This window comes from Vibrio sp. Y42_MX_L11, from assembly GCF_024181785.1.
Taxonomy (GTDB): domain Bacteria; phylum Pseudomonadota; class Gammaproteobacteria; order Enterobacterales; family Vibrionaceae; genus Vibrio; species Vibrio diabolicus.
In genome coordinates, this window is sequence record NZ_JAMZAP010000029.1 from 18,143 (window position 1) to 36,536 (window position 18,394).

The window sequence follows — 18,394 nt, forward strand, 5'->3', positions numbered from 1 at the left end:
ATCTATCGACCAAAAATTAAGGCTGCGGAATGTAACATATTTTTCAGCGAAGCTCAGGTTTATTTCACGCGATCAATTTCGCGATGAACCTGACGGAGTGATTTTGCCCAAGGACTCACCGACTTAACCGAATCAGGCAAGCTTGCAACGGCATCGCGAGCCATTTGAATTGTCGGATAATCTTGGTATGTGATGATATACCACTCGGTGTCATTGCGAACGGTAGGATAAATTCGTACTTGATTATTCAGCTGATGCTCATCGAGGAAGGCTTGTACATCGTCCATTGACGTCATAGCAGCAAGCTGCAGTGTATAAGCTCTTGGTGATAGTGCTTTTAATTCTTCGCGAGCAAATGAAAACTTAACCACAGACTGCTTCGCACCGTCTTCTCCTGACTGAGCAGAAGTTTGCGTCATACCTTGATTTGGTTTTACGACTTTAATCAAAGGAGAGTCAGTTTCATCAGCAGTTTCTGCTTTATCAGTACCTACGATATCATCAATCGCTTTTGTGTCTGCTGAATCAGCTTTACCTTCAAGCAATGCATCGACCACATTCGACTCAATCACCACTCTCTGTTGATTGTCATCACTGCCAACGCTCGCCACTTCTTCCGTTACTGCTGGCGGTAATGAATCAGAATCATCAATCGCGCCAGAGCCATCAAGACCACTGCTAGTGTCATCAGTCACAGATTGTAGTGAAGACTGCGCAGCACTGATTCCTGAATCTTCAAAAGTTGGAATAGCCGTTTGCTCTAAACTACCAGCAATTTGCTGCGCTTTATCATCAGGGCTTGGTTGATTATACATCCACCAATAGCCACCAGCAGCAAGCAACAGTAATGCTAATACCACTAACGCAATATTCAGCGGTGAACCGACAATCGAGCGGATAATGATCCTTTTTTCCACTTTCATCTCTCCTAACGCCATGATGTCACCCGGTACTGGGTCAACTTTTTTAAATGCATCTCGAACCCGCTTCTCCGCCTCATCATCAACATAGCGCGCAACAAGTGATTCAAAGAAACGACGGGCTTCCACTTCGGACAACATATCAATATCAAGCTCAACAGGCTTTATCTCTTGTCCGTAACTGAGACGTGACAGCAATCCTTCTAAGCGCCCAGACTGCGTAAATAATAAGACATTGATGGTCCAATTCGGCTTATGATGCGCCTCTAAAACCAGCATCCAAAGCTCAGAAACGAGCGTCTCACTTAATAAATGCGCATCATCAACCACAATCGCGATATCACAAGGCTCATCACCTAATAGTCTTTCGAGGCTATCAAGTAAAGGCTCTTGCTGATTAAACAATGCGTCCGAAACCAGTTGACTCAAAATAAGGATGCGGCGCTGCACATCATCTTGATTAGAATGACAAAGTAACAAACATTGATTCTTGTTACTGGCACCCACTTCAAGGTATCGCTGCGCTAACCAAGATTTTCCATAACCATCATGACCATTAATCGCAATGAAGTTGGAACCAAAATTAGTCAGCAATCCTAACCTATCAAGCAACTCGATTTGAGAATCTAATTCCAGAACGTGAGCAACACTCATCTAATAACCTTAATACACTACAAGAATGACGCCCAAAGGCGCCATTACAAGGTTAAATATCGCGACCGAAGTCTATCGCCTGTTTGAGTACGTCTTGTGTCGTATCAGCAATGACCTCGGCACTACCAATGCCTGTAGGTAGAACTAATCTTAATTGACCAGAGAGGACTTTTTTATCTCGCATCATATGTTTGAGGAAGTCATCGAAGCTCATACTGTCTGGAGTATGAACAGGCAGTTTGGCACGACGTAAAATCGCAACAATACGCTCAAATTGCTCTGCTGAGATAAGACCGCGCAGATGCGAAGTTTTGGCCGCCATAACCGTGCCAGCAGAAACCGCTTCACCATGCAGCCAATTGCCGTAGCCAAGCTCAGCTTCAATCGCATGACCAAAGGTGTGACCTAAGTTGAGCAGAGCGCGGATGCCCGATTCTTTCTCATCCTGAGCCACCACTTCCGCTTTTATTTCACAGCAACGTGCAATGGCATAAGTTAGCGCTTCTTCATCCAACGCGTACAAGCGTTCAAGGTTTTCTTCCAACCATACAAAAAAGTCTGCATCGTAAATGATGCCGTACTTAATGACTTCTGCGATACCTGCTGCGAATTCACGCTCAGGCAACGTCGATAAACAGTTGGTATCGATGATCACGGCTTTAGGTTGGTAAAACGCACCTATCATGTTCTTACCCAACGGATGGTTAACCGCGGTTTTTCCACCCACCGAAGAGTCCACTTGAGATAGTAATGTCGTTGGTATTTGAATAAAGTCGACCCCACGCTGGTAACAGGCAGAAGCAAAACCCACAAGGTCGCCAATAACGCCACCACCTAACGCGATGATCACAACATCACGAGCGTAATTCCCCTCGAGGAGGAAGTTCATCACTTGGTTAAACACATCCAAGTTTTTGTACTGTTCGCCGTCAGGCAATTCTAACAAGGATGCACTACAACCGAGCTGCTCGAGTTGCTTTAAAATTTTGTCTGCATACAAAGGCGCCACTGTGACATTACTGATCACAACAACTTTTTGTTTTGCATTTTTGTTTGAGAGAACTTGAGAGAGGTACGCCGGGTCCTCAAATAACCCGGCGCCAATAGAGATTGGGTAGCTACGCTCAGCTAGGTTGACCGTAATCCGTTCCATCGGTTTGCTCCAATTAAAAAAAAGATAAAAACTTATCTCTCTTCTAGCATTTTTACGATCTGGTTGGCTACCACTTTTGCACTCTGATCGTCAGTGCGAACAGTGTAATCCGCTACTTCTTCATACAGAGGATTACGTTCTTCAGCTAATTGCTCCAATACTTCGCGAGGGTTGTCCGTTTGAAGTAGAGGACGCTTCTTGTCACGGTTTGTGCGCGCAAGTTGCTTTTCAATCGTCGTTTCTAAGTAAACAACAACACCACGTGCCGAAAGACGATTACGGTTTTCTTTGCTCTTAACAGAGCCACCGCCAGTCGCAAGCACGATGCCTTGCTCTTGTGTTAGGTCTTCAAGTACCGCTTCTTCACGCTTGCGGAAGCCTTCTTCACCTTCTACATCAAAAACCCAAGAGATGTCTGCACCAGTGCGTTCTTCGATCACTGTATCGGAGTCAACAAACTCCATATGCAGTTGCTGTGCTAGATGTCTACCAATTGTACTTTTGCCGGCGCCCATTGGGCCAACAAGGAAAATATTACGTTTCTCAGCCATGTTTAGCAGTAATTTACAACATTGATTCAATAAGATCGCCACAAGAAAACACAGCTAAATCGCTGTTCTACAAGGCTTGTGGCACCAGTTCCTCACAGATAATTCGTGATAAGACCCGAAATTATCCAAGCATGGTGCCACTATTGCAACTTTATTTTTGATTTAATCAGTTTTTCACGAGGTAGAACTACTGAATCACCACCTTAGGGGTGACGAAAATTAACAGCTCACTTTTGCCAACATTTTCATAACTTCGACGGAAAAGCGCACCTAATAGTGGCAGATCGCCTAACAAAGGCACTTTGTCCACCGAGTTAGTAATGCTGTGCTGGAAAATACCACCAAGAACGACGGTTTCACCGTTATTTACTAACACTTGCGTCCCGATACGCTGAGTATCAATCGCAACGGCTTCACCAGTGCCTGTTTTCACGACTTGTCCAGGTCTATCTTGCGTAACGCTTAAATCCAACACAAGGCGGTTATCCGGTGTAATTTGTGGCGTCACCTTCAAACTCAATACTGCTTTTTTGAACGTTACCGTCGTAGCACCACTTGATGAGGACTCTAGATAAGGTATCTCGGTACCCTGCTCAATATAGGCAGGCTTCTTATTGGTAGTGATCAAACGTGGGCTTGAGATAATCTCAGCTTTGGACTCTTGTTGCAGCGCAGAAAGCTCGAGGTCTAACAAGGTGTCTGAGCCTAATTTTGCAACCTGAAAAGCAATGCTAGTCGCGTTTGGACTGGTTGCAGCTAAGTTTACGTTTAGGAAGTCATCGATACCTACTCCATCACCGTCACCACCGTCTTCTCCTTCACCACCACCGTTATATAAACCGATCGTGGCAAGGTTGTTTTCGATAGAACCACCAACCGTGTTATTGCCATTAATAGAGGTAAAGCCCCAGCGAATTCCCAACTCGTCCATGTTGCCTTCATTGATGGTCACAATACGCGCTTCAATTTGAACCTGCTTCACCGGGATATCCAAAGATTCAATAATTTCTCGAATCACTTCAATGTTTTCAGGTAGCTCACGAATCAATAACGAGTTAGTCCGCTCATCAATGGTCATACTGCCTCGCTCAGACAACATACTGATGTTCCCTTCTCCGTTGATCATCTCTGCAATATCTGATGCTTTAGCGAAGTTTACCTTGATGATTTCAGACGAAAGCTCTCCCATCGTTTGTTCTAGCTGCTGCTTTTCGAGTTGCTGTTTTTCGCGCAGATCAAGCTCATCTGTTGGAGCAACCAGAATCACGTTGCCATCCACACGCTTATCTAACCCCTTAACTTGCAAAATAATATCCAGCACTTGCTGCCACGGAACACCATCAAGACGAAGTGTGAGGTTACCTTCTACGGAGTCTGAAACAACCAAGTTGAACTGGTTGTAGTCAGCAATCAACTGTAACACATTACGTACAGGAATATCTTGGAAGTTAATCGAAATGAGCTTGCCTTCTTTTTCTAGAATGCTTTTATCCGGGGCTTTCTCATTGGGTTTGATCTTAGCCACTTTGATTTCCAAGAATCGCCCCGTTAAACGGTAATCATGCGTATATTCTTCATTAATGTGCGCAACCAAGCGCGTAGTTGAGGTATCGCGAAACACCTCTACGCTTTCAACCACAGTCGAGAAATCTTTTACGTCTAGGAGATACAGTTGCTCGTCTTTTACCGAAGTATTAAGCAAATCGATACTTAACCCTTCCTGTACGCGTTTGACATCGACAATCGCGGCAGGTGACGCCAGTTCAACGACAATAACGGCGTCTTTATCTTTATTAGTGCGAAAATCGATACTCTTTAAGGCATTAGACGATACTTCTTCTGCTGCCACTAAAGGGGCTAAAAATACAAACAACCATAAGGAGAAGAGCCCAGTTAGTATCCTTGGTGTACGTGTTAATCCTTGTCTCATTTTCATTACTCAATATCAAAAATAAATGGGGCTATCTCAAAGCCAACTTAACTTTACGCTTCTGCCAACACCCTAAGCCGTCGGGCAACGTTTCATTAATTAACAAATAGGAATGGCTGACGTGGGTCACTTTGCCATTGTTGCGTCCGAGGTATTGCCCCGGCTTCACTTTATAAACGGTGCCGTTGGGTGCCTGAACGAGACCAGAAACCGTATTACCCATGCCCATAACTCCTTTCAAACGTAATTGGCTTAATGGGAATTTTTCTAATTTGCCAGTGCGCCTTCTTGAAGGTGGTTGCCAGCAATCTTTTCTTGCAACGGGCTGAGTGGCGATCGTGGCTTCTTTTGGTAACTCAAAGGGCGCTCGCTGTACTTCAGGTGCGTACGTGACGGCAACATACTTATCTGCAGGCTTAAGTTTCTCGACATCTCGACGCGCCTGACTCTCCACCCCTCGAATAAAATCCGTTAATGACTCATCATTCGCCTGACATCCAAGTAGCAGAGACCCCATCAGTACCAGTAACAAATGCTTACTTGTCATTGTTCGTCTCCTCTGGCTTAAACTGATAGGTATTGGCTCGTACCCTAAAGTGCAGAGTTTCACTTTCTTGGCTGACACGCTGCCAAGTCACATCTTTAAACGTGATGATTCGAGGTAGCGTTGCTATCGCCTGAGAAAAATGTCCGATGTCATGAAAATCTCCCGTTAACTCAATGTTTAAAGGAAGACGATAGAGGAAATGCTCTGATTGCTTCTCACCCCAGTCGATACGGGTAAAGGTCAACTTATTGTCGATACCGAGTTCATTCACCGAAGCGAGCATCGTAGCCAACTCTTTTTGCGCGGGCAGTTGTTGTAGTAATAACTCGTAACGCGTGGTGAGTTCATCCAATTGAGATTGAAGCTGAGGCAATGCAGCTACTTTGTTCGCTTTGATCTTCAGTGCTACCTTGAGCGTCTGCTCCTGCTGGACCAAGTTATTCAATTGCTCTTCTTTTGGCTTAAGGTAAAACCAATAGCCAAAACCTTGAATTAGGAAAATCAGCAGCGCGATAACCACAAGCTGAGGCAACAATGGCCACTCTGCCATTTCATCTATTTCGAGATCCTGCCAATCAACCATGCTGGGCCTCCGCTTTCTTCTCCGGCACTTTGAACATGAAAGACACTTTGAACGTTTGGAACTCTTTTCCAAAACGCGCTTTTCCGTGAACGATGGAGTGCATTTCTACATCATTCAACTTGGCCGAACGCTCCATGTTGTCCAGCATCGTGGCAAGTTTTGGAGTGCTATCAGAGATCCCCGAGATCTCAATTTCCAGATCATTCATTTTGATCTTGTCGACATATACACCTTCAGGAATGACGGCTGGCATCAAGTTCATAAACTCGGTCGTTTTGTTTCTACCGTTTTGTAACCCTTCAACCACTTTTAAACGTTCGAGGATTTTGCTGTGCTCTTGCTCGGCGATTTTCATTGCTTCAATACGCTGGTCGAGCTCAGCAATGTAGTGAGTAAGGTAATCAAGCCGCTCCTGCTGCTGATCTTGTTGGTACTCAAAAAACTTTCCAATACCCCATTGAATACCAATGGCGACCAACATGCCTAACGCGACCAAGCTAATGAAACGACGTCGGTGCTCTTCTCTTTGGTTCTCTCGCCAAGGAAGTAAATTAATGCGATAAAGCACGCGCACCTCCTAGCCAATGAATGCCACGAATCGCGAGTCCTGCGGCTGTAGAGAAATGCTGCCAATCCGCGGCACGACGTTTACGTTTGGACACCTTCATCTCAAATAGCCCTAGCGGGTTTAGCAATTCACACTCTAGTGACAGTTGCTGAGATAACTCTTCCGCGAGCATTGGTGTCGAAGCTCCTTCCCCTGATAACCAGATACCTTTGATATTTTGCGAGCCATTAATTGAGGTGTAGAGCTGCATCTGACGTTTCACCCGTTCCACGATTTGGCGATTAAACAGCTCTGTTTTCTCCTGAGCATCATCGGACATCAAATCATCTTGAACAGGGCTGTTTGCTCCGCGTGTGCCGCAAGCAAACTCTTTGTGAAACAGCTCACCTTGTTCGGTAAACATGGTAAAGGAGCTCGATGAGGTGCCAATATCGAGTAAGCAGTACTTATTTTTGTCAGGAAAGCGATCGGCGGTGAGCTTCCAGATATGACCAAGACTTTGTGAATGCACGTCCACTAAAACGGGTTTTAGTCCGGATTTTTGTAATGCATCCACGCGACTATCGACCACATCTTTTCTTGTCGCAAACACTTGATAGTTATCAGTCCCACGCAACCCATCTTCGGCACGAAGACGGACGAAGTCTAAACTCAGCTCTTCGACAGGGAATGGCGATTGATGAGAAAATGCCTGAATCACAGCAAACTCAACTTCGCTATCTTCAAGGTTTTGTTCTATTTGCAATTTTTTACTGATCAGCGAATTATCAGGCACTGAAATTGCGACCTTTTTAGCACCAAAAGGCAGTTCTTTTTTAATCAGCTTTAGGGTCTTTACAATTTCTTGATGATTTATAGTGTTATTTTCAGCGACAATACCTTCCTTTAGTAATATTTCTTTGTAACCCAACAGAGCGTAATTGTTGCCTGTGGGTTTAAGTACTACGGCTTTGAGGCTGTTATGGCCTATATCGATGCCGGTAACGATTAGCTTATCCATCTCTTACTCTCGCTCCGAAATTTCTTCGTGCAAAGGTTGTTATTAGCACCCAAATAAGAGTTAATATCTCTATGTGCTAAATTTTTGACCTAAGAGTACAAGGGTTTGCCGTTACACAGCCTCAACCAATCAGGGATTCTCCGGTGAAGTTCATAAAGCGTTTATTATTTTTAACATTGATTTGCATAATTCTTGGAGTCACCACAATATTTGGCTTCTATCAGTACGTGAAGCCTGAATTGCCAGATGTTGCAACTCTAAAAGACGTTGAATTACAAACACCTATGCAGGTGTTTAGTCAAGACGGGAAGCTGATCGCACAGTTCGGTGAAAAGCGTCGTATTCCTGTTACTTATGATGAAATTCCTCAAGACTTAATTCATGCGCTAATCGCCACCGAAGATAGCCGTTTTTACGAACACCCAGGTATCGATCCTATCGGCATCACTCGTGCAGCCGTTGTAGTTGCGATCTCAGGTTCAGCCAAGCAGGGCGCAAGTACCATTACGCAACAGCTAGCGCGTAACTTCTTCTTATCTAATGAGAAGAAGATCATGCGTAAGATTAAAGAGATTTTCATTGCTATCCACATTGAGCAGCTTCTGAGTAAGCAAGAAATCATGGAACTTTATGTCAATAAAATCTTCCTTGGTTACCGCTCATATGGTTTTGGTGCGGCCGCTCAAGTTTACTTTGGTAAGAGCCTTGATGAATTGACGTTAAGCGAACTTGCGACACTCGCAGGGATGCCAAAAGCGCCATCAACGATGAACCCAATTTACTCTCTTGAGCGTGCGACAAAACGCCGTAACGTCGTGTTAATGCGAATGCTTGATGAAAAATACATCACGCAAGAACAGTATGACGAAGCACGCAACGAACCTATCGTGGCGCGTTACCACAGTGCTGAAATTGAACTTTCCGCTCCTTATGTGGCGGAACTAGCTCGTGCATGGGCCGTGAAAGAGTACGGTGAAGAAGAAGCCTATACCTCTGGCTTGAATATCTACATGACGGTGGACTCTAAACTGCAAGATGCCGCGAATACATCCGTGGTAAATAATCTGCTGTCATACGATGAACGTCACGGCTACCGCGGTGCGGAGAAAGTGCTTTGGAAAGAAGGTGAAACCGCTTGGAACAGCGAGCAAATAGAAAAGCACCTTAAGAAGCAGCCAACTTATGGTGACCTTTACCCTGCCGTCGTGACAAAAGTCGATGATAAAACTGCGCAAGTTTGGGTTAAAAACCATGAAGAGCAGACCATTCCTTGGACTGGAATGCATTGGGCACGTAAATACATCACCGAAAACCGCCAAGGTTCAACACCAAAATCAGCGCATGATGTGCTAGCGACGGGTCAACAAGTTTGGGTTCGCGAAGTGAGCGAAACCAATGAAGATGACAACACGACACAAAGCTGGAAACTGAGCCAAGTGCCAACAGCGAACACCGCGTTTGTCGCGATGAACCCGGAAAATGGTGCGATATTGTCGTTAGTAGGTGGCTTTAACTTTGTTCATAGTAAGTTTAACCGTGCCACTATGTCAGTGCGTCAGGTTGGCTCAAGTATCAAACCATTTATCTACTCAGCCGCAATTGACAAGGGACTTACCTTGGCCACTCTGATCAACGATGCGCCGATTAACAAATGGGACGCAGGTTCTGGTTCGGCTTGGCGACCTAAAAACTCACCACCAACCTATGGCGGTCCAACTCGCCTTCGCCTCGGCTTAGCTCAGTCAAAGAACGTGATGGCAGTGCGTACGCTGCGTGAAGTAGGCCTTGATGAAACTCGTCAGTACCTTACTCGTTTTGGTTTTGATATTAACCAAGTACCACGTTCAGAGACCATCGCGCTCGGTGCTGGTAGCTTAACACCAATGAAAGTGGCACAAGGCTACTCTGTATTTGCGAACGGAGGTTATTACGTCGAACCGTTCTACGTAGAACGCGTGGAAGATGCATTCGGTGAAGTGCTGTTTAAAGCGAATCCAAAGAGCGTTTGTCATAAGGATTGCCCACAAATGAGCGCTCAGCCAGACAATCGCTATGCCGATGAGTTTGGCGAACAAGACGTCGCGATTGATGGTTTGGCAACAGACAACGCACTGGAAAATGATGAACCTCAATATGCTCCACAAGTTATCTCTGAGCAAAACGCATTCTTGATGCGTGAGATGATGTACAGCAACATTTGGGGTGGTGGTAACTGGCGTGAAGGTACGGGGTGGAACGGTACTGGCTGGCGTGCACAAAAACTAGGGCGTCGTGATATCGGTGGTAAAACGGGTACAACGAATGACTCCAAAGATGCTTGGTACAACGGCTATGGTCCTGGTGTTGTTGCCATTGCTTGGGTTGGTTTTGATGATCACTCACGCGCCCTTGGTCGCACAACGGTTAATAGCAACCTAGGCAAAGGCCAAATTTCTGGTGCAGAATCGGGTGCGAAAACCGCAGAACCCGCTTGGATTGACTTTATGCGCGTTGCACTAGAAGAAACACCTGAGCAAGGTAAAAATATTCCAGATAACATCATTCGTGTTCGTATTGATCGCAACACTGGCATGCTAACGCACAAAGTAGACAGCACATCAATGTTCGAATACTTTGAAAAAGGCACTGAGCCTACCGAATACGCTGGAGACCGTTTGGAAGACAGTATTTATTCTTCCGGCTCTGGCGCAGAAGAGCTGTTCTAAATCACTAAAGCAAAAGGGAGAGCATTCGCTCTCCCTTTTTTATGTCGGCTTTTACGCCGCGGCGTTCAATGAAGGATAAGAAGCCAATACTTCTTTAATCTTCGCCGCCAAAGCTTCAAACCTTGCACGCAGTGGTGAACCCGGGCGATATACAAGGACTATATTGCGCGAAGGCGTAGGGTTAACGGCTGGTACATAGCACACACCATCTTTTTGCTTCTCATTGGGGATAGAAAGCTGAGGCAATAACGTAATCCCAGCACCAGCAGCGACCATATTCCGCAGTGTCTCCAAACTGGTTGCCTTAAAGCGTTCATCGTCTTTCGCTCCGGCAGCAAAACAGAAACCTAACGCTTGATCACGAAGACAGTGACCGTCTCCTAGCGCTAAAACGGTTTTACCATTCAGCTCCAACATATCAACATGGTCGAGAGAGGCCCACTCATGATCACATGGCACCGCAACGCTTAACGGCTCGTTATACACTTCGATTTCTTTAAAAGGTGCCGTTTCATCAACCGAAGCCAAGACCAAGCAGTCCAATTTACCTTCTTCTAATTGACGCACCAACTGATGTGTTTGAGCTTCGTGCAGGAACAGCTCCAGTTCAGGAAATGCTTCTTTTATCTGCGGCAGAATTTTGGGTAGTAGATACGGACCTACCGTCGGGATGAAACCGATATGCATCGGCCCAGTCATTGCTCCGCTCTGACCACTCGCCATATCTTTAAAAGTTTTCACTTCACTTAAGATACGCTTAGCTTGCTCCACCAACTGCAACCCTGAATCGGTAAACAAAACGCGACGGCTGCTTCGCTCTAAAAGCGTGGTACCGAGTTCATCCTCTAGCTTACGAATTTGTCCACTCAATGTTGGTTGGCTAACAAAACATGCTTCTGCCGCTTTGCGAAAGTGCTTATGTTCCGCAAGTGCAACTAAGTACTCAAAATCTCGAATATTCATAACTCACAATTCGCTTCTTTTAACAATAGCTAATACCTATCAAAACCATAACACCAAACGATTAGAGCTATCAAAGGATTTTTACAATAATGGGCTCAACAGAACGAAACAGAGCAAAGAAAAACGCTAAGCTCTATACGCATAATTTAAAATAGTTAAAGGAAATCATTATGTTTGTATCTAAAGAAGGTCAACAAGTCCCTCAAGCTACTTTTCCAGTTCGTCAAGGTGACTCTTGGATGAATGTAACGACTGATGAGCTATTTAAAGGTAAGACCGTTATCGTATTTAGCTTACCGGGTGCATTTACTCCAACCTGTTCATCAAGCCATCTACCTCGTTACAACGAATTGTTCCCTGTATTTAAAGAGCACGGAGTGGATGAGATTATTTGTGTCTCAGTCAATGATACGTTCGTGATGAATGCATGGAAACAAGACCAAGAAGCAGAAAACATTACCTTCATTCCTGACGGTAATGGTGAATTCACCGATGGCATGGGTATGTTAGTGGATAAAAACGACATCGGCTTTGGCAAACGTTCATGGCGTTACAGCATGCTAGTAAAAGATGGCGTAGTGGAAAAAATGTTCATTGAGCCAAACGAACCAGGCGACCCATTCAAAGTGTCAGACGCAGACACCATGCTGAACTACATTGCGCCAGACTACAAAACGCAAGAGTCCATCACGGTATTCACTAAGCCAGGCTGCCCTTTCTGTATGAAAGCGAAACAAAACCTGATTGACCACGGTCTTCAATATGAAGAAGTGATTCTGGGTAAAGACGCAACGACAGTTAGTCTACGAGCTATATCTGGTCGCACGACTGTTCCACAAGTCTTTATCGGTGGCAAGCACATCGGCGGTAGCGAAGAGCTAGAAGCGTATCTAGGCTAAGCTGTCCATAGCCTACACCCTCGGTCTCCGGTGCCTTTGGCTCGGAGGCCAACCCTAACTCACTTCTTCTACTAGTCTAGATAAGTAGTCGTCTACCGATAAGGTGACTCCTTATACAGATTCAACGACCCAATTCACTCTCCAAGCTCAATGTAGCTAGCTTGGCTTAAAAACGAAAAGCGAGAGTTCACGATGAAACAAGTTAATGTCGACGTAGCGATTATTGGTGGTGGTACTGCTGGTCTTGGCGCTTATCGAGCAGCAAAAGCTCATACTAATAGCGTAGTAATGATTGAAGGCGGCCCTTACGGAACAACCTGTGCTCGCGTCGGTTGCATGCCCTCTAAGCTGTTGATTGCGGCCGCAGAAAGTGTCCACCAAATCGAAAAAGCGCCTGGATTTGGGATCCATCCGCAAGGTGAAATACGCATTAACGGACAAGAAGTCATGGATCGTGTAAAACGCGAACGTGATCGTTTTGTTGGCTTTGTGCTTGAAAGCGTCGATGATATTCCCGCAGACGACAAGTTGTCAGGTTACGCGAAGTTTGCCGATGATCATACACTTATCATAGATGACCATACTCAGGTCACCGCAAAACGGATTGTGATCGCGACGGGCTCTCGTCCTGCTTATCCAGCAGCTTGGAATGAGTTGGGTGACCGTCTCGTAATTAATGATGATGTCTTTGGTTGGGATGATTTGCCTGAGTCCGTTGCGGTATTTGGCCCTGGAGTGATCGGTCTTGAACTCGGTCAAGCATTGCACCGCCTAGGGGTGAAAGTGAAGCTCTTTGGTCTTGGTGGTCAAGTTGGTCCACTGACAGATCCAGAGGTGATGGCTTATGCCGATAAAACTTTTAAAGAAGAGTTCTATCTTGATGCCGATGTAAAAGTAGAAAGCATGAAGCGCATTGCTTCATCAGACAATGACAGCGAAGACAAGGTCGAAATCCAATTCATCAACCACGATGGCGAATTAGAAACCTTTATTGTTGATTACGTTTTAGCAGCCACTGGACGACGTCCTAACGTAGATAAGCTAGCGATCGAGAACACCAATATTACCCTCGATGAACGCGGCGTACCAACCGCAGATCACTATACATTGCAAACTTCGGTAGAGAGCATCTTCATCGCAGGTGATGCAAGTAACCAAATTCCACTGCTGCACGAAGCCGCTGACCAAGGTCGCATTGCTGGTGATAATGCTGGTCGCTTTCCGGATATTCGTGCAGGTCTGCGTCGTTCGCCAATTTCAGCTGTATTCTCCGATCCGCAAATAGCTATGGTCGGTGAAACTTTCAAACAACTGGAAACTCGCTTAGGAAGCTGTGGTTGTTTTGTTACTGGCGAAGTCTCGTTTGAGAATCAAGGACGTTCGCGTGTCATGCTACGAAACAAAGGGATGTTACATGTCTATGGCGAGCAAGGTACTGGACGCTTTTTAGGTGCAGAGATGATGGGGCCGAACGCAGAACACCTCGCGCATCTTTTGGCTTGGGCACACCAAAATAGAATGACGATTTCTGAGATGCTAGATATGCCCTTCTATCATCCAGTGATCGAAGAGGGTGTCCGCACCGCTCTACGTGATTTGAATGCAAAACTACACTTAGGGCCAGAAATGGTGAAACATTGCCTTGACTGTGGGCCTGGTTGCTAACGCTTTCATGCTCAATCGAGCCAGTCTTTACACACCAAACAAAACAGAAAGCCTCGTGATTAACGAGGCTTTCTGTTGACTACTTTGAGGCGATTACATAAGTACTACACTGCCATCATTGCGTAACGACTTACCATGATGATCGCGACTACACCGATCGTAAAAAAGCCACCAGCGATACTCAGCGCAAATTTCAATTCTGTCGACATGATTATTTTTCCTATTAAAGACTGACAGCGCACCATACATCAATCACGTGCCACATAAGCTCTACAAAGCTAACTTTCCATTTTTGGTTGTGTTCCTGCGCTCTAAGCTGCGACAAAAAACGCTTTCTCTCTTTGTGTTGGGTATATAATCTGAAGCAACACTGATGCCTTGGAAAACACTATGACTTGTCGCCGTTGCGAGGAACATTGGTTTTGGAAAAAGCTTGGGCGTTGCCAACGATGCTTGGATCAGTTAACGGTGCTTTCGGTACTGTGCTGGATTGTGTGGTGGTTTGCGTTCAAAGATGATCCACAAAGCATCGAGTCGATCGCTTTGATCTTTGCTGGTTTCGCTTTCAATATTTTATTGTTTTTGCACTTATGGATGCGTTTTGTCATCTTGCCGTGGCAACGTCGGCGAGGACGAAAAGAGACGGATAAAAAAGAGTAAAGTGGCAGATAGAAAAAAGCCCCAAAACCAATATCAGTTCTGGGGCTCTCTTAGATTCTTCTAAGAAAAAGCAGTGGTACTTTAATAGACCGAGCTTCCTCTCAAAGGTTCCAAATTTTTTCGATTTTTTTAGCAAATACTGATGTAAGTGAATCAGAAAATAACTATGTCATTGAATGCTAATAAAATCACTCCGAAATTTCAGCTCATGCCACATGCGATTTTTGGATCACTTGCTCCATTAAATTGATCTCTAGCGCCACTTCATCACACGCGTGCTGACGTGGACACTGATCGCAATCTTTCAAGACTTTTTCTGGCAACAGCGACTTCGATGTTGGTAAGAAGCTCTGCTTCATAAAGAACTCTGGCGTTCGAGTGAGGACAAAGACCTTCTTTATCGCCATTTGACGTGCTTTCTCAACCAAGTGATTTACGATTGCACTGCCCTGTCCTTGACCTTGCCAGCCCGCTTCGATACCAAGAGAGCGTATTTCAGCCAACCCTGAGTCATACACATATAGAGAAGCGCAACCTGTCACTTCACCATGATGCTCAGCCACCGCGAAGGAGCCAATATCTCTCACGAGCTCATTACGAGAGCGGGGTAGATTCTCACCGAGGTTCGCCCAATAAGCCACCATGCCCTCTAGTGTTTCAATGTCCGTCAAACGTGCAGGACGCACTTTCACTGCCGAGCTGTCACGCTGGCTCAGACGTTTATCCGCTTGCTCTACCGCATAAGCGACTTGGTGAGGCGAAACGCCACCCAGCGCACAACGTTTTTCCAAACAAGACTCTATTGTCAGAATGTCATACACATCATCTTCAATCACCTCAGAGAAGGTTTTTAGCTCTTGCAGAGACAATTCTTCCAGCGCACAGCCTTTATCAATTGCCCCTACCACCGCTACGCCCACAATATGGTGCGCCTCACGGAATGGGATGCCTTTCGCCACTAAGTAATCAGCTAACTCAGTCGCGTTCGCATACCCTTGCTTCGCAGCTTCAAGCGTACGCTCACCATTCACTTTAATGCCATCAAAACACAGCGCTGCCATTTCCATGCAATCATTCCATGTGTCTAACGCATCAAACAACCCTTCTTTATCTTCTTGCATGTCTTTGTTGTACGCCAATGGTAGGGCTTTCACTGTCATCATCATGCTCGATAATGCGCCATAGACACGCCCTGTCTTACCACGGATCAACTCAAGTGCATCCGGATTTTTCTTCTGTGGCATCAATGACGAACCAGACGTCACCGTATCCGCTAACTCAATAAAGTTAGACTCCCCTGAGTTGTAGAAGATCATATCTTCTGCAAGACGAGAAAGGTGCAACATAGAAATCGAGGCCACCGACATCAGTTCCATCACATGATCACGATCCGAAACCGAATCGAGTGAATTACGCGTAGCGCGGTGGAAACCAAGGTTATGAGCTAATTGTTCACGATCAATCGGATAAGCCGTGCCAGCTAAAGCACCCGAACCAAGTGGACAAGTGTCGAGGCGCTGTAAGGCATCATTCAGACGAGAGTAGTCACGCTCGAACATTTCAACATAAGCCAAACACCAGTGAGCAAAGGTGACAGGTTGAGCGCGCTGAAGATGAGTATAGCCAGGCAATACTGTGCCTTGGTGCTGCTTAGCAACATGAACCATTTGTGCTTGCAGACGATCTAAAGCAATCAACAGTTGCTGGCCTTGCTGACGACACCAAAGTTTTAGGTCTGTCGCTACTTGGTCATTACGAGAACGCCCAGTGTGGAGTTTTTTGCCTAAATCTCCCACTTTACTAATCAGCTGCTGTTCAACCCAAGAGTGGATATCTTCTGCATCTGAGCGAAGAATTTGATGAGGATCTTCCATCACTTCTAACTTCAGCTCGTTTAAAGCAAGTTCCAGCTTTTGCTGTTCTTCTGCCGATAGAACATCTACAGAAAGCAGAGCTTTAGACCATGCGATTGAACCTACGATGTCTTGCTCAGCCAATCGGTAGTCAAAACGCAACGAATCGTTAAACTCTTTAAATCTAGTGTCTGCCGCTTGGGTAAATCTTCCGCCCCATAATGCCATTGCGTTTCTCCTGATGACTATTGCTTACTCTAACGTTCTCGAATGAGTAGTAACCAATTTGATGGTCATTTGCTCACTTTTTCTTATGGGTCAACGTTACGGCAATTTCGACAAAAAATAAAGTATAAATTCAATATTTTTACATATATATTCAAAAGAAATGTATTTGCATCTTTGTGCTCATAGACGTAAGCCAACAAAAAAGACCTGCTATCCAATAGCAGGTCTTTACTCAATCCGAGATGTGGAGAGATTATTTCTTCTGGCTGTTCAATGCACGGATACGGCTTGATAGCGAGTAAAGACGGATGAAACCACCCGCATGGCTTTGGTCGTAAACCTCATCTTCACCAAAAGTCGCGAACTTTTCTGAGTACAAGCTGTTGTCAGAACGTTTTTGCGTTACCGTGGCTTGGCCTTTGTAGAGCTTAACAACCACTTCGCCATTCACGTCTTGCGCTAGCTCTTCTGAAGCGGCAAGGATCGACTTACATAGTGGCGTAAACCAACGGCCATCGTACACAAGGTGAGACGCTTTTAGACCCAGCTCTTCACGGAATTCGAATGATGATTTGTCTAGCACGAGCTGTTCAACGGCACGCAGCGCTTCCATCATGATGGTGCCTCCCGGTGTTTCGTAGCAGCCACGAGATTTCATTCCTACTAGGCGGTTTTCCACGATATCAATACGACCAACACCGTGCTTCGCACCTTTTTCGTTTAGGTAAACCAACGCGTTGTATGGTGTCATCGCTTCACCATCAACTTCGACCACTTCACCTTTTTCTACTTTCAGCGTGACGTATTCCGCTTCATTTGGTGCTTGCTCTGGGTCTACAGTCCATACCCAGCAATCTTCGTTTGGTGCGTTCCACGTATCTTCTAGGACGCCACCTTCAGTGGAAATGTGCCATGCATTTGCATCACGTGAGTAGATCTTAGTAAGAGACGCAGAACAAGGAATATTACGCTCAGCTAGGTAATCTAAACATTCTTCACGGCTCACTAGGTCCCATTCACGCCAAGGGGCAATCACTTGTAGATCTGGTGCTAGTGCTGCGAATGCGCCTTCGAAACGAACTTGGTCATTACCTTTACCTGTACAGCCGTGACACAATGCGTCCGCGCCCACTTTACGTGCGACTTCAACCTGTGCTTTAGCAATAATTGGACGCGCCATTGATGTACCCAGCAGGTACTTACCTTCGTAGTACGCGCCGGTTTTTAGCGTTGGGTAAATGTAATCCGCCACCATCTCTTCTTTCAGATCAGCGATGTAACACTCAGAAGCACCTGAAGCTTTTGCTTTCTCTTCAATACCTTCTAGCTCTTCTGCGCCTTGACCAACATCGGCAACGAAAGCAACGACTTCACAATCGTAGTTCTCTTTTAGCCACGGGATAATTACTGAGGTATCTAGACCGCCTGAGTATGCGACTACCACTTTATTTACGTTCACTTTGCTCATCTTTCTTCTCCAAACTTAACTGGCGCTGCGCTCGGCGGTCAGTGCCA

The 18,394-nt window shown here is 45.5% G+C and carries 15 protein-coding genes; 4 read left to right on the top strand and 11 right to left on the bottom strand.

What is annotated here, in order from left to right; genetic code table 11:
• Window positions 1-59: 59 nt before the first annotated feature.
• The 8 genes from NL643_RS21220 to pilM form a co-directional block, all read right to left on the bottom strand.
• Complete coding sequence (locus NL643_RS21220; RefSeq protein WP_253645124.1) at window positions 60-1,574, bottom strand: SPOR domain-containing protein; 1,515 nt, start codon at window positions 1,572-1,574, stop codon at window positions 60-62.
• A 52-nt stretch (window positions 1,575-1,626) separates the two neighbouring features.
• Complete coding sequence (aroB, locus tag NL643_RS21225) at window positions 1,627-2,727, bottom strand: 3-dehydroquinate synthase (protein ID WP_114324102.1); 1,101 nt, start codon at window positions 2,725-2,727, stop codon at window positions 1,627-1,629.
• 32 nt (window positions 2,728-2,759) lie between these two features.
• Window positions 2,760-3,278, bottom strand: coding sequence for a shikimate kinase AroK (aroK, locus tag NL643_RS21230; protein ID WP_005381319.1), 519 nt, complete (start codon window positions 3,276-3,278; stop codon window positions 2,760-2,762).
• A gap of 187 nt (window positions 3,279-3,465) precedes the next feature.
• Window positions 3,466-5,214, bottom strand: a complete 1,749-nt coding sequence (locus NL643_RS21235) for a type IV pilus secretin PilQ (RefSeq protein ID WP_006742777.1) — start codon at window positions 5,212-5,214, stop codon at window positions 3,466-3,468.
• Window positions 5,215-5,239: 25 nt separating this feature from the next.
• Window positions 5,240-5,755 (bottom strand): pilus assembly protein PilP, encoded by a 516-nt coding sequence (locus NL643_RS21240; RefSeq protein WP_005395715.1) that lies wholly within the window; start codon window positions 5,753-5,755, stop codon window positions 5,240-5,242.
• Complete coding sequence (locus tag NL643_RS21245) at window positions 5,745-6,338, bottom strand: type 4a pilus biogenesis protein PilO (protein ID WP_012841351.1); 594 nt, start codon at window positions 6,336-6,338, stop codon at window positions 5,745-5,747. The genes NL643_RS21240 and NL643_RS21245 overlap by 11 nt, the downstream gene beginning before the upstream one ends.
• Complete coding sequence (locus NL643_RS21250) at window positions 6,331-6,906, bottom strand: PilN domain-containing protein (RefSeq protein WP_005395717.1); 576 nt, start codon at window positions 6,904-6,906, stop codon at window positions 6,331-6,333. The genes NL643_RS21245 and NL643_RS21250 overlap by 8 nt, the downstream gene beginning before the upstream one ends.
• Window positions 6,890-7,906, bottom strand: coding sequence for a type IV pilus biogenesis protein PilM (gene pilM, locus NL643_RS21255; RefSeq protein ID WP_253645125.1), 1,017 nt, complete (start codon window positions 7,904-7,906; stop codon window positions 6,890-6,892). The genes NL643_RS21250 and pilM overlap by 17 nt, the downstream gene beginning before the upstream one ends.
• Before the next feature lie 143 nt (window positions 7,907-8,049).
• On the opposite strand from pilM, the gene NL643_RS21260 reads away from it, so the two are divergent.
• Window positions 8,050-10,611, top strand: a complete 2,562-nt coding sequence (locus NL643_RS21260) for a penicillin-binding protein 1A (protein WP_104974736.1) — start codon at window positions 8,050-8,052, stop codon at window positions 10,609-10,611.
• Window positions 10,612-10,662: 51 nt separating this feature from the next.
• Here NL643_RS21260 and oxyR read toward each other — a convergent pair whose 3' ends face one another.
• Window positions 10,663-11,574, bottom strand: coding sequence for a DNA-binding transcriptional regulator OxyR (gene oxyR / locus NL643_RS21265; protein ID WP_005395720.1), 912 nt, complete (start codon window positions 11,572-11,574; stop codon window positions 10,663-10,665).
• Between the two features lie 170 nt (window positions 11,575-11,744).
• On the opposite strand from oxyR, the gene NL643_RS21270 reads away from it, so the two are divergent.
• The 3 genes from NL643_RS21270 (at window position 11,745) to NL643_RS21280 (ending at window position 14,798) form a co-directional block, all read left to right on the top strand.
• Window positions 11,745-12,473 (top strand): redoxin family protein, encoded by a 729-nt coding sequence (locus NL643_RS21270; RefSeq protein ID WP_253645126.1) that lies wholly within the window; start codon window positions 11,745-11,747, stop codon window positions 12,471-12,473.
• Between the two features lie 192 nt (window positions 12,474-12,665).
• Window positions 12,666-14,138: a dihydrolipoyl dehydrogenase gene (locus tag NL643_RS21275; RefSeq protein WP_253645127.1), complete on the top strand. Its 1,473-nt coding sequence runs from the start codon at window positions 12,666-12,668 to the stop codon at window positions 14,136-14,138.
• A 390-nt stretch (window positions 14,139-14,528) separates the two neighbouring features.
• On the top strand, window positions 14,529-14,798 hold the full coding sequence (locus NL643_RS21280) for a DUF3624 domain-containing protein (RefSeq protein WP_012841349.1): 270 nt from the start codon (window positions 14,529-14,531) through the stop codon (window positions 14,796-14,798).
• 206 nt (window positions 14,799-15,004) lie between these two features.
• Here the strand turns inward: NL643_RS21280 and argH are convergent, their stop codons facing one another.
• Both argH and NL643_RS21290 read right to left on the bottom strand, forming a co-directional pair.
• Window positions 15,005-16,879, bottom strand: coding sequence for an argininosuccinate lyase (argH, locus tag NL643_RS21285; protein ID WP_006742774.1), 1,875 nt, complete (start codon window positions 16,877-16,879; stop codon window positions 15,005-15,007).
• A gap of 253 nt (window positions 16,880-17,132) precedes the next feature.
• Window positions 17,133-18,347: an argininosuccinate synthase gene (locus NL643_RS21290; RefSeq protein WP_253645128.1), complete on the bottom strand. Its 1,215-nt coding sequence runs from the start codon at window positions 18,345-18,347 to the stop codon at window positions 17,133-17,135.
• Between the last annotated feature and the right edge of the window lie 47 nt (window positions 18,348-18,394).

What these genes read in the sequence shown, in the direction of transcription:
- NL643_RS21280 (WP_012841349.1), top strand. Translation starts at nt 14,529, where the DNA reads ATGACTTGTCGCCGTTGCGAGGAACATTGGTTTTGGAAAAAGCTTGGG.
- argH (WP_006742774.1), bottom strand. Translation starts at nt 16,879, where the DNA reads ATGGCATTATGGGGCGGAAGATTTACCCAAGCGGCAGACACTAGATTT.
- NL643_RS21240 (WP_005395715.1), bottom strand. Translation starts at nt 5,755, where the DNA reads ATGACAAGTAAGCATTTGTTACTGGTACTGATGGGGTCTCTGCTACTT.
- NL643_RS21235 (WP_006742777.1), bottom strand. Translation starts at nt 5,214, where the DNA reads ATGAAAATGAGACAAGGATTAACACGTACACCAAGGATACTAACTGGG.
- pilM (WP_253645125.1), bottom strand. Translation starts at nt 7,906, where the DNA reads ATGGATAAGCTAATCGTTACCGGCATCGATATAGGCCATAACAGCCTC.
- NL643_RS21275 (WP_253645127.1), top strand. Translation starts at nt 12,666, where the DNA reads ATGAAACAAGTTAATGTCGACGTAGCGATTATTGGTGGTGGTACTGCT.
- oxyR (WP_005395720.1), bottom strand. Translation starts at nt 11,574, where the DNA reads ATGAATATTCGAGATTTTGAGTACTTAGTTGCACTTGCGGAACATAAG.
- NL643_RS21220 (WP_253645124.1), bottom strand. Translation starts at nt 1,574, where the DNA reads ATGAGTGTTGCTCACGTTCTGGAATTAGATTCTCAAATCGAGTTGCTT.
- aroK (WP_005381319.1), bottom strand. Translation starts at nt 3,278, where the DNA reads ATGGCTGAGAAACGTAATATTTTCCTTGTTGGCCCAATGGGCGCCGGC.
- NL643_RS21290 (WP_253645128.1), bottom strand. Translation starts at nt 18,347, where the DNA reads ATGAGCAAAGTGAACGTAAATAAAGTGGTAGTCGCATACTCAGGCGGT.
- aroB (WP_114324102.1), bottom strand. Translation starts at nt 2,727, where the DNA reads ATGGAACGGATTACGGTCAACCTAGCTGAGCGTAGCTACCCAATCTCT.
- NL643_RS21270 (WP_253645126.1), top strand. Translation starts at nt 11,745, where the DNA reads ATGTTTGTATCTAAAGAAGGTCAACAAGTCCCTCAAGCTACTTTTCCA.
- NL643_RS21245 (WP_012841351.1), bottom strand. Translation starts at nt 6,338, where the DNA reads ATGGTTGATTGGCAGGATCTCGAAATAGATGAAATGGCAGAGTGGCCA.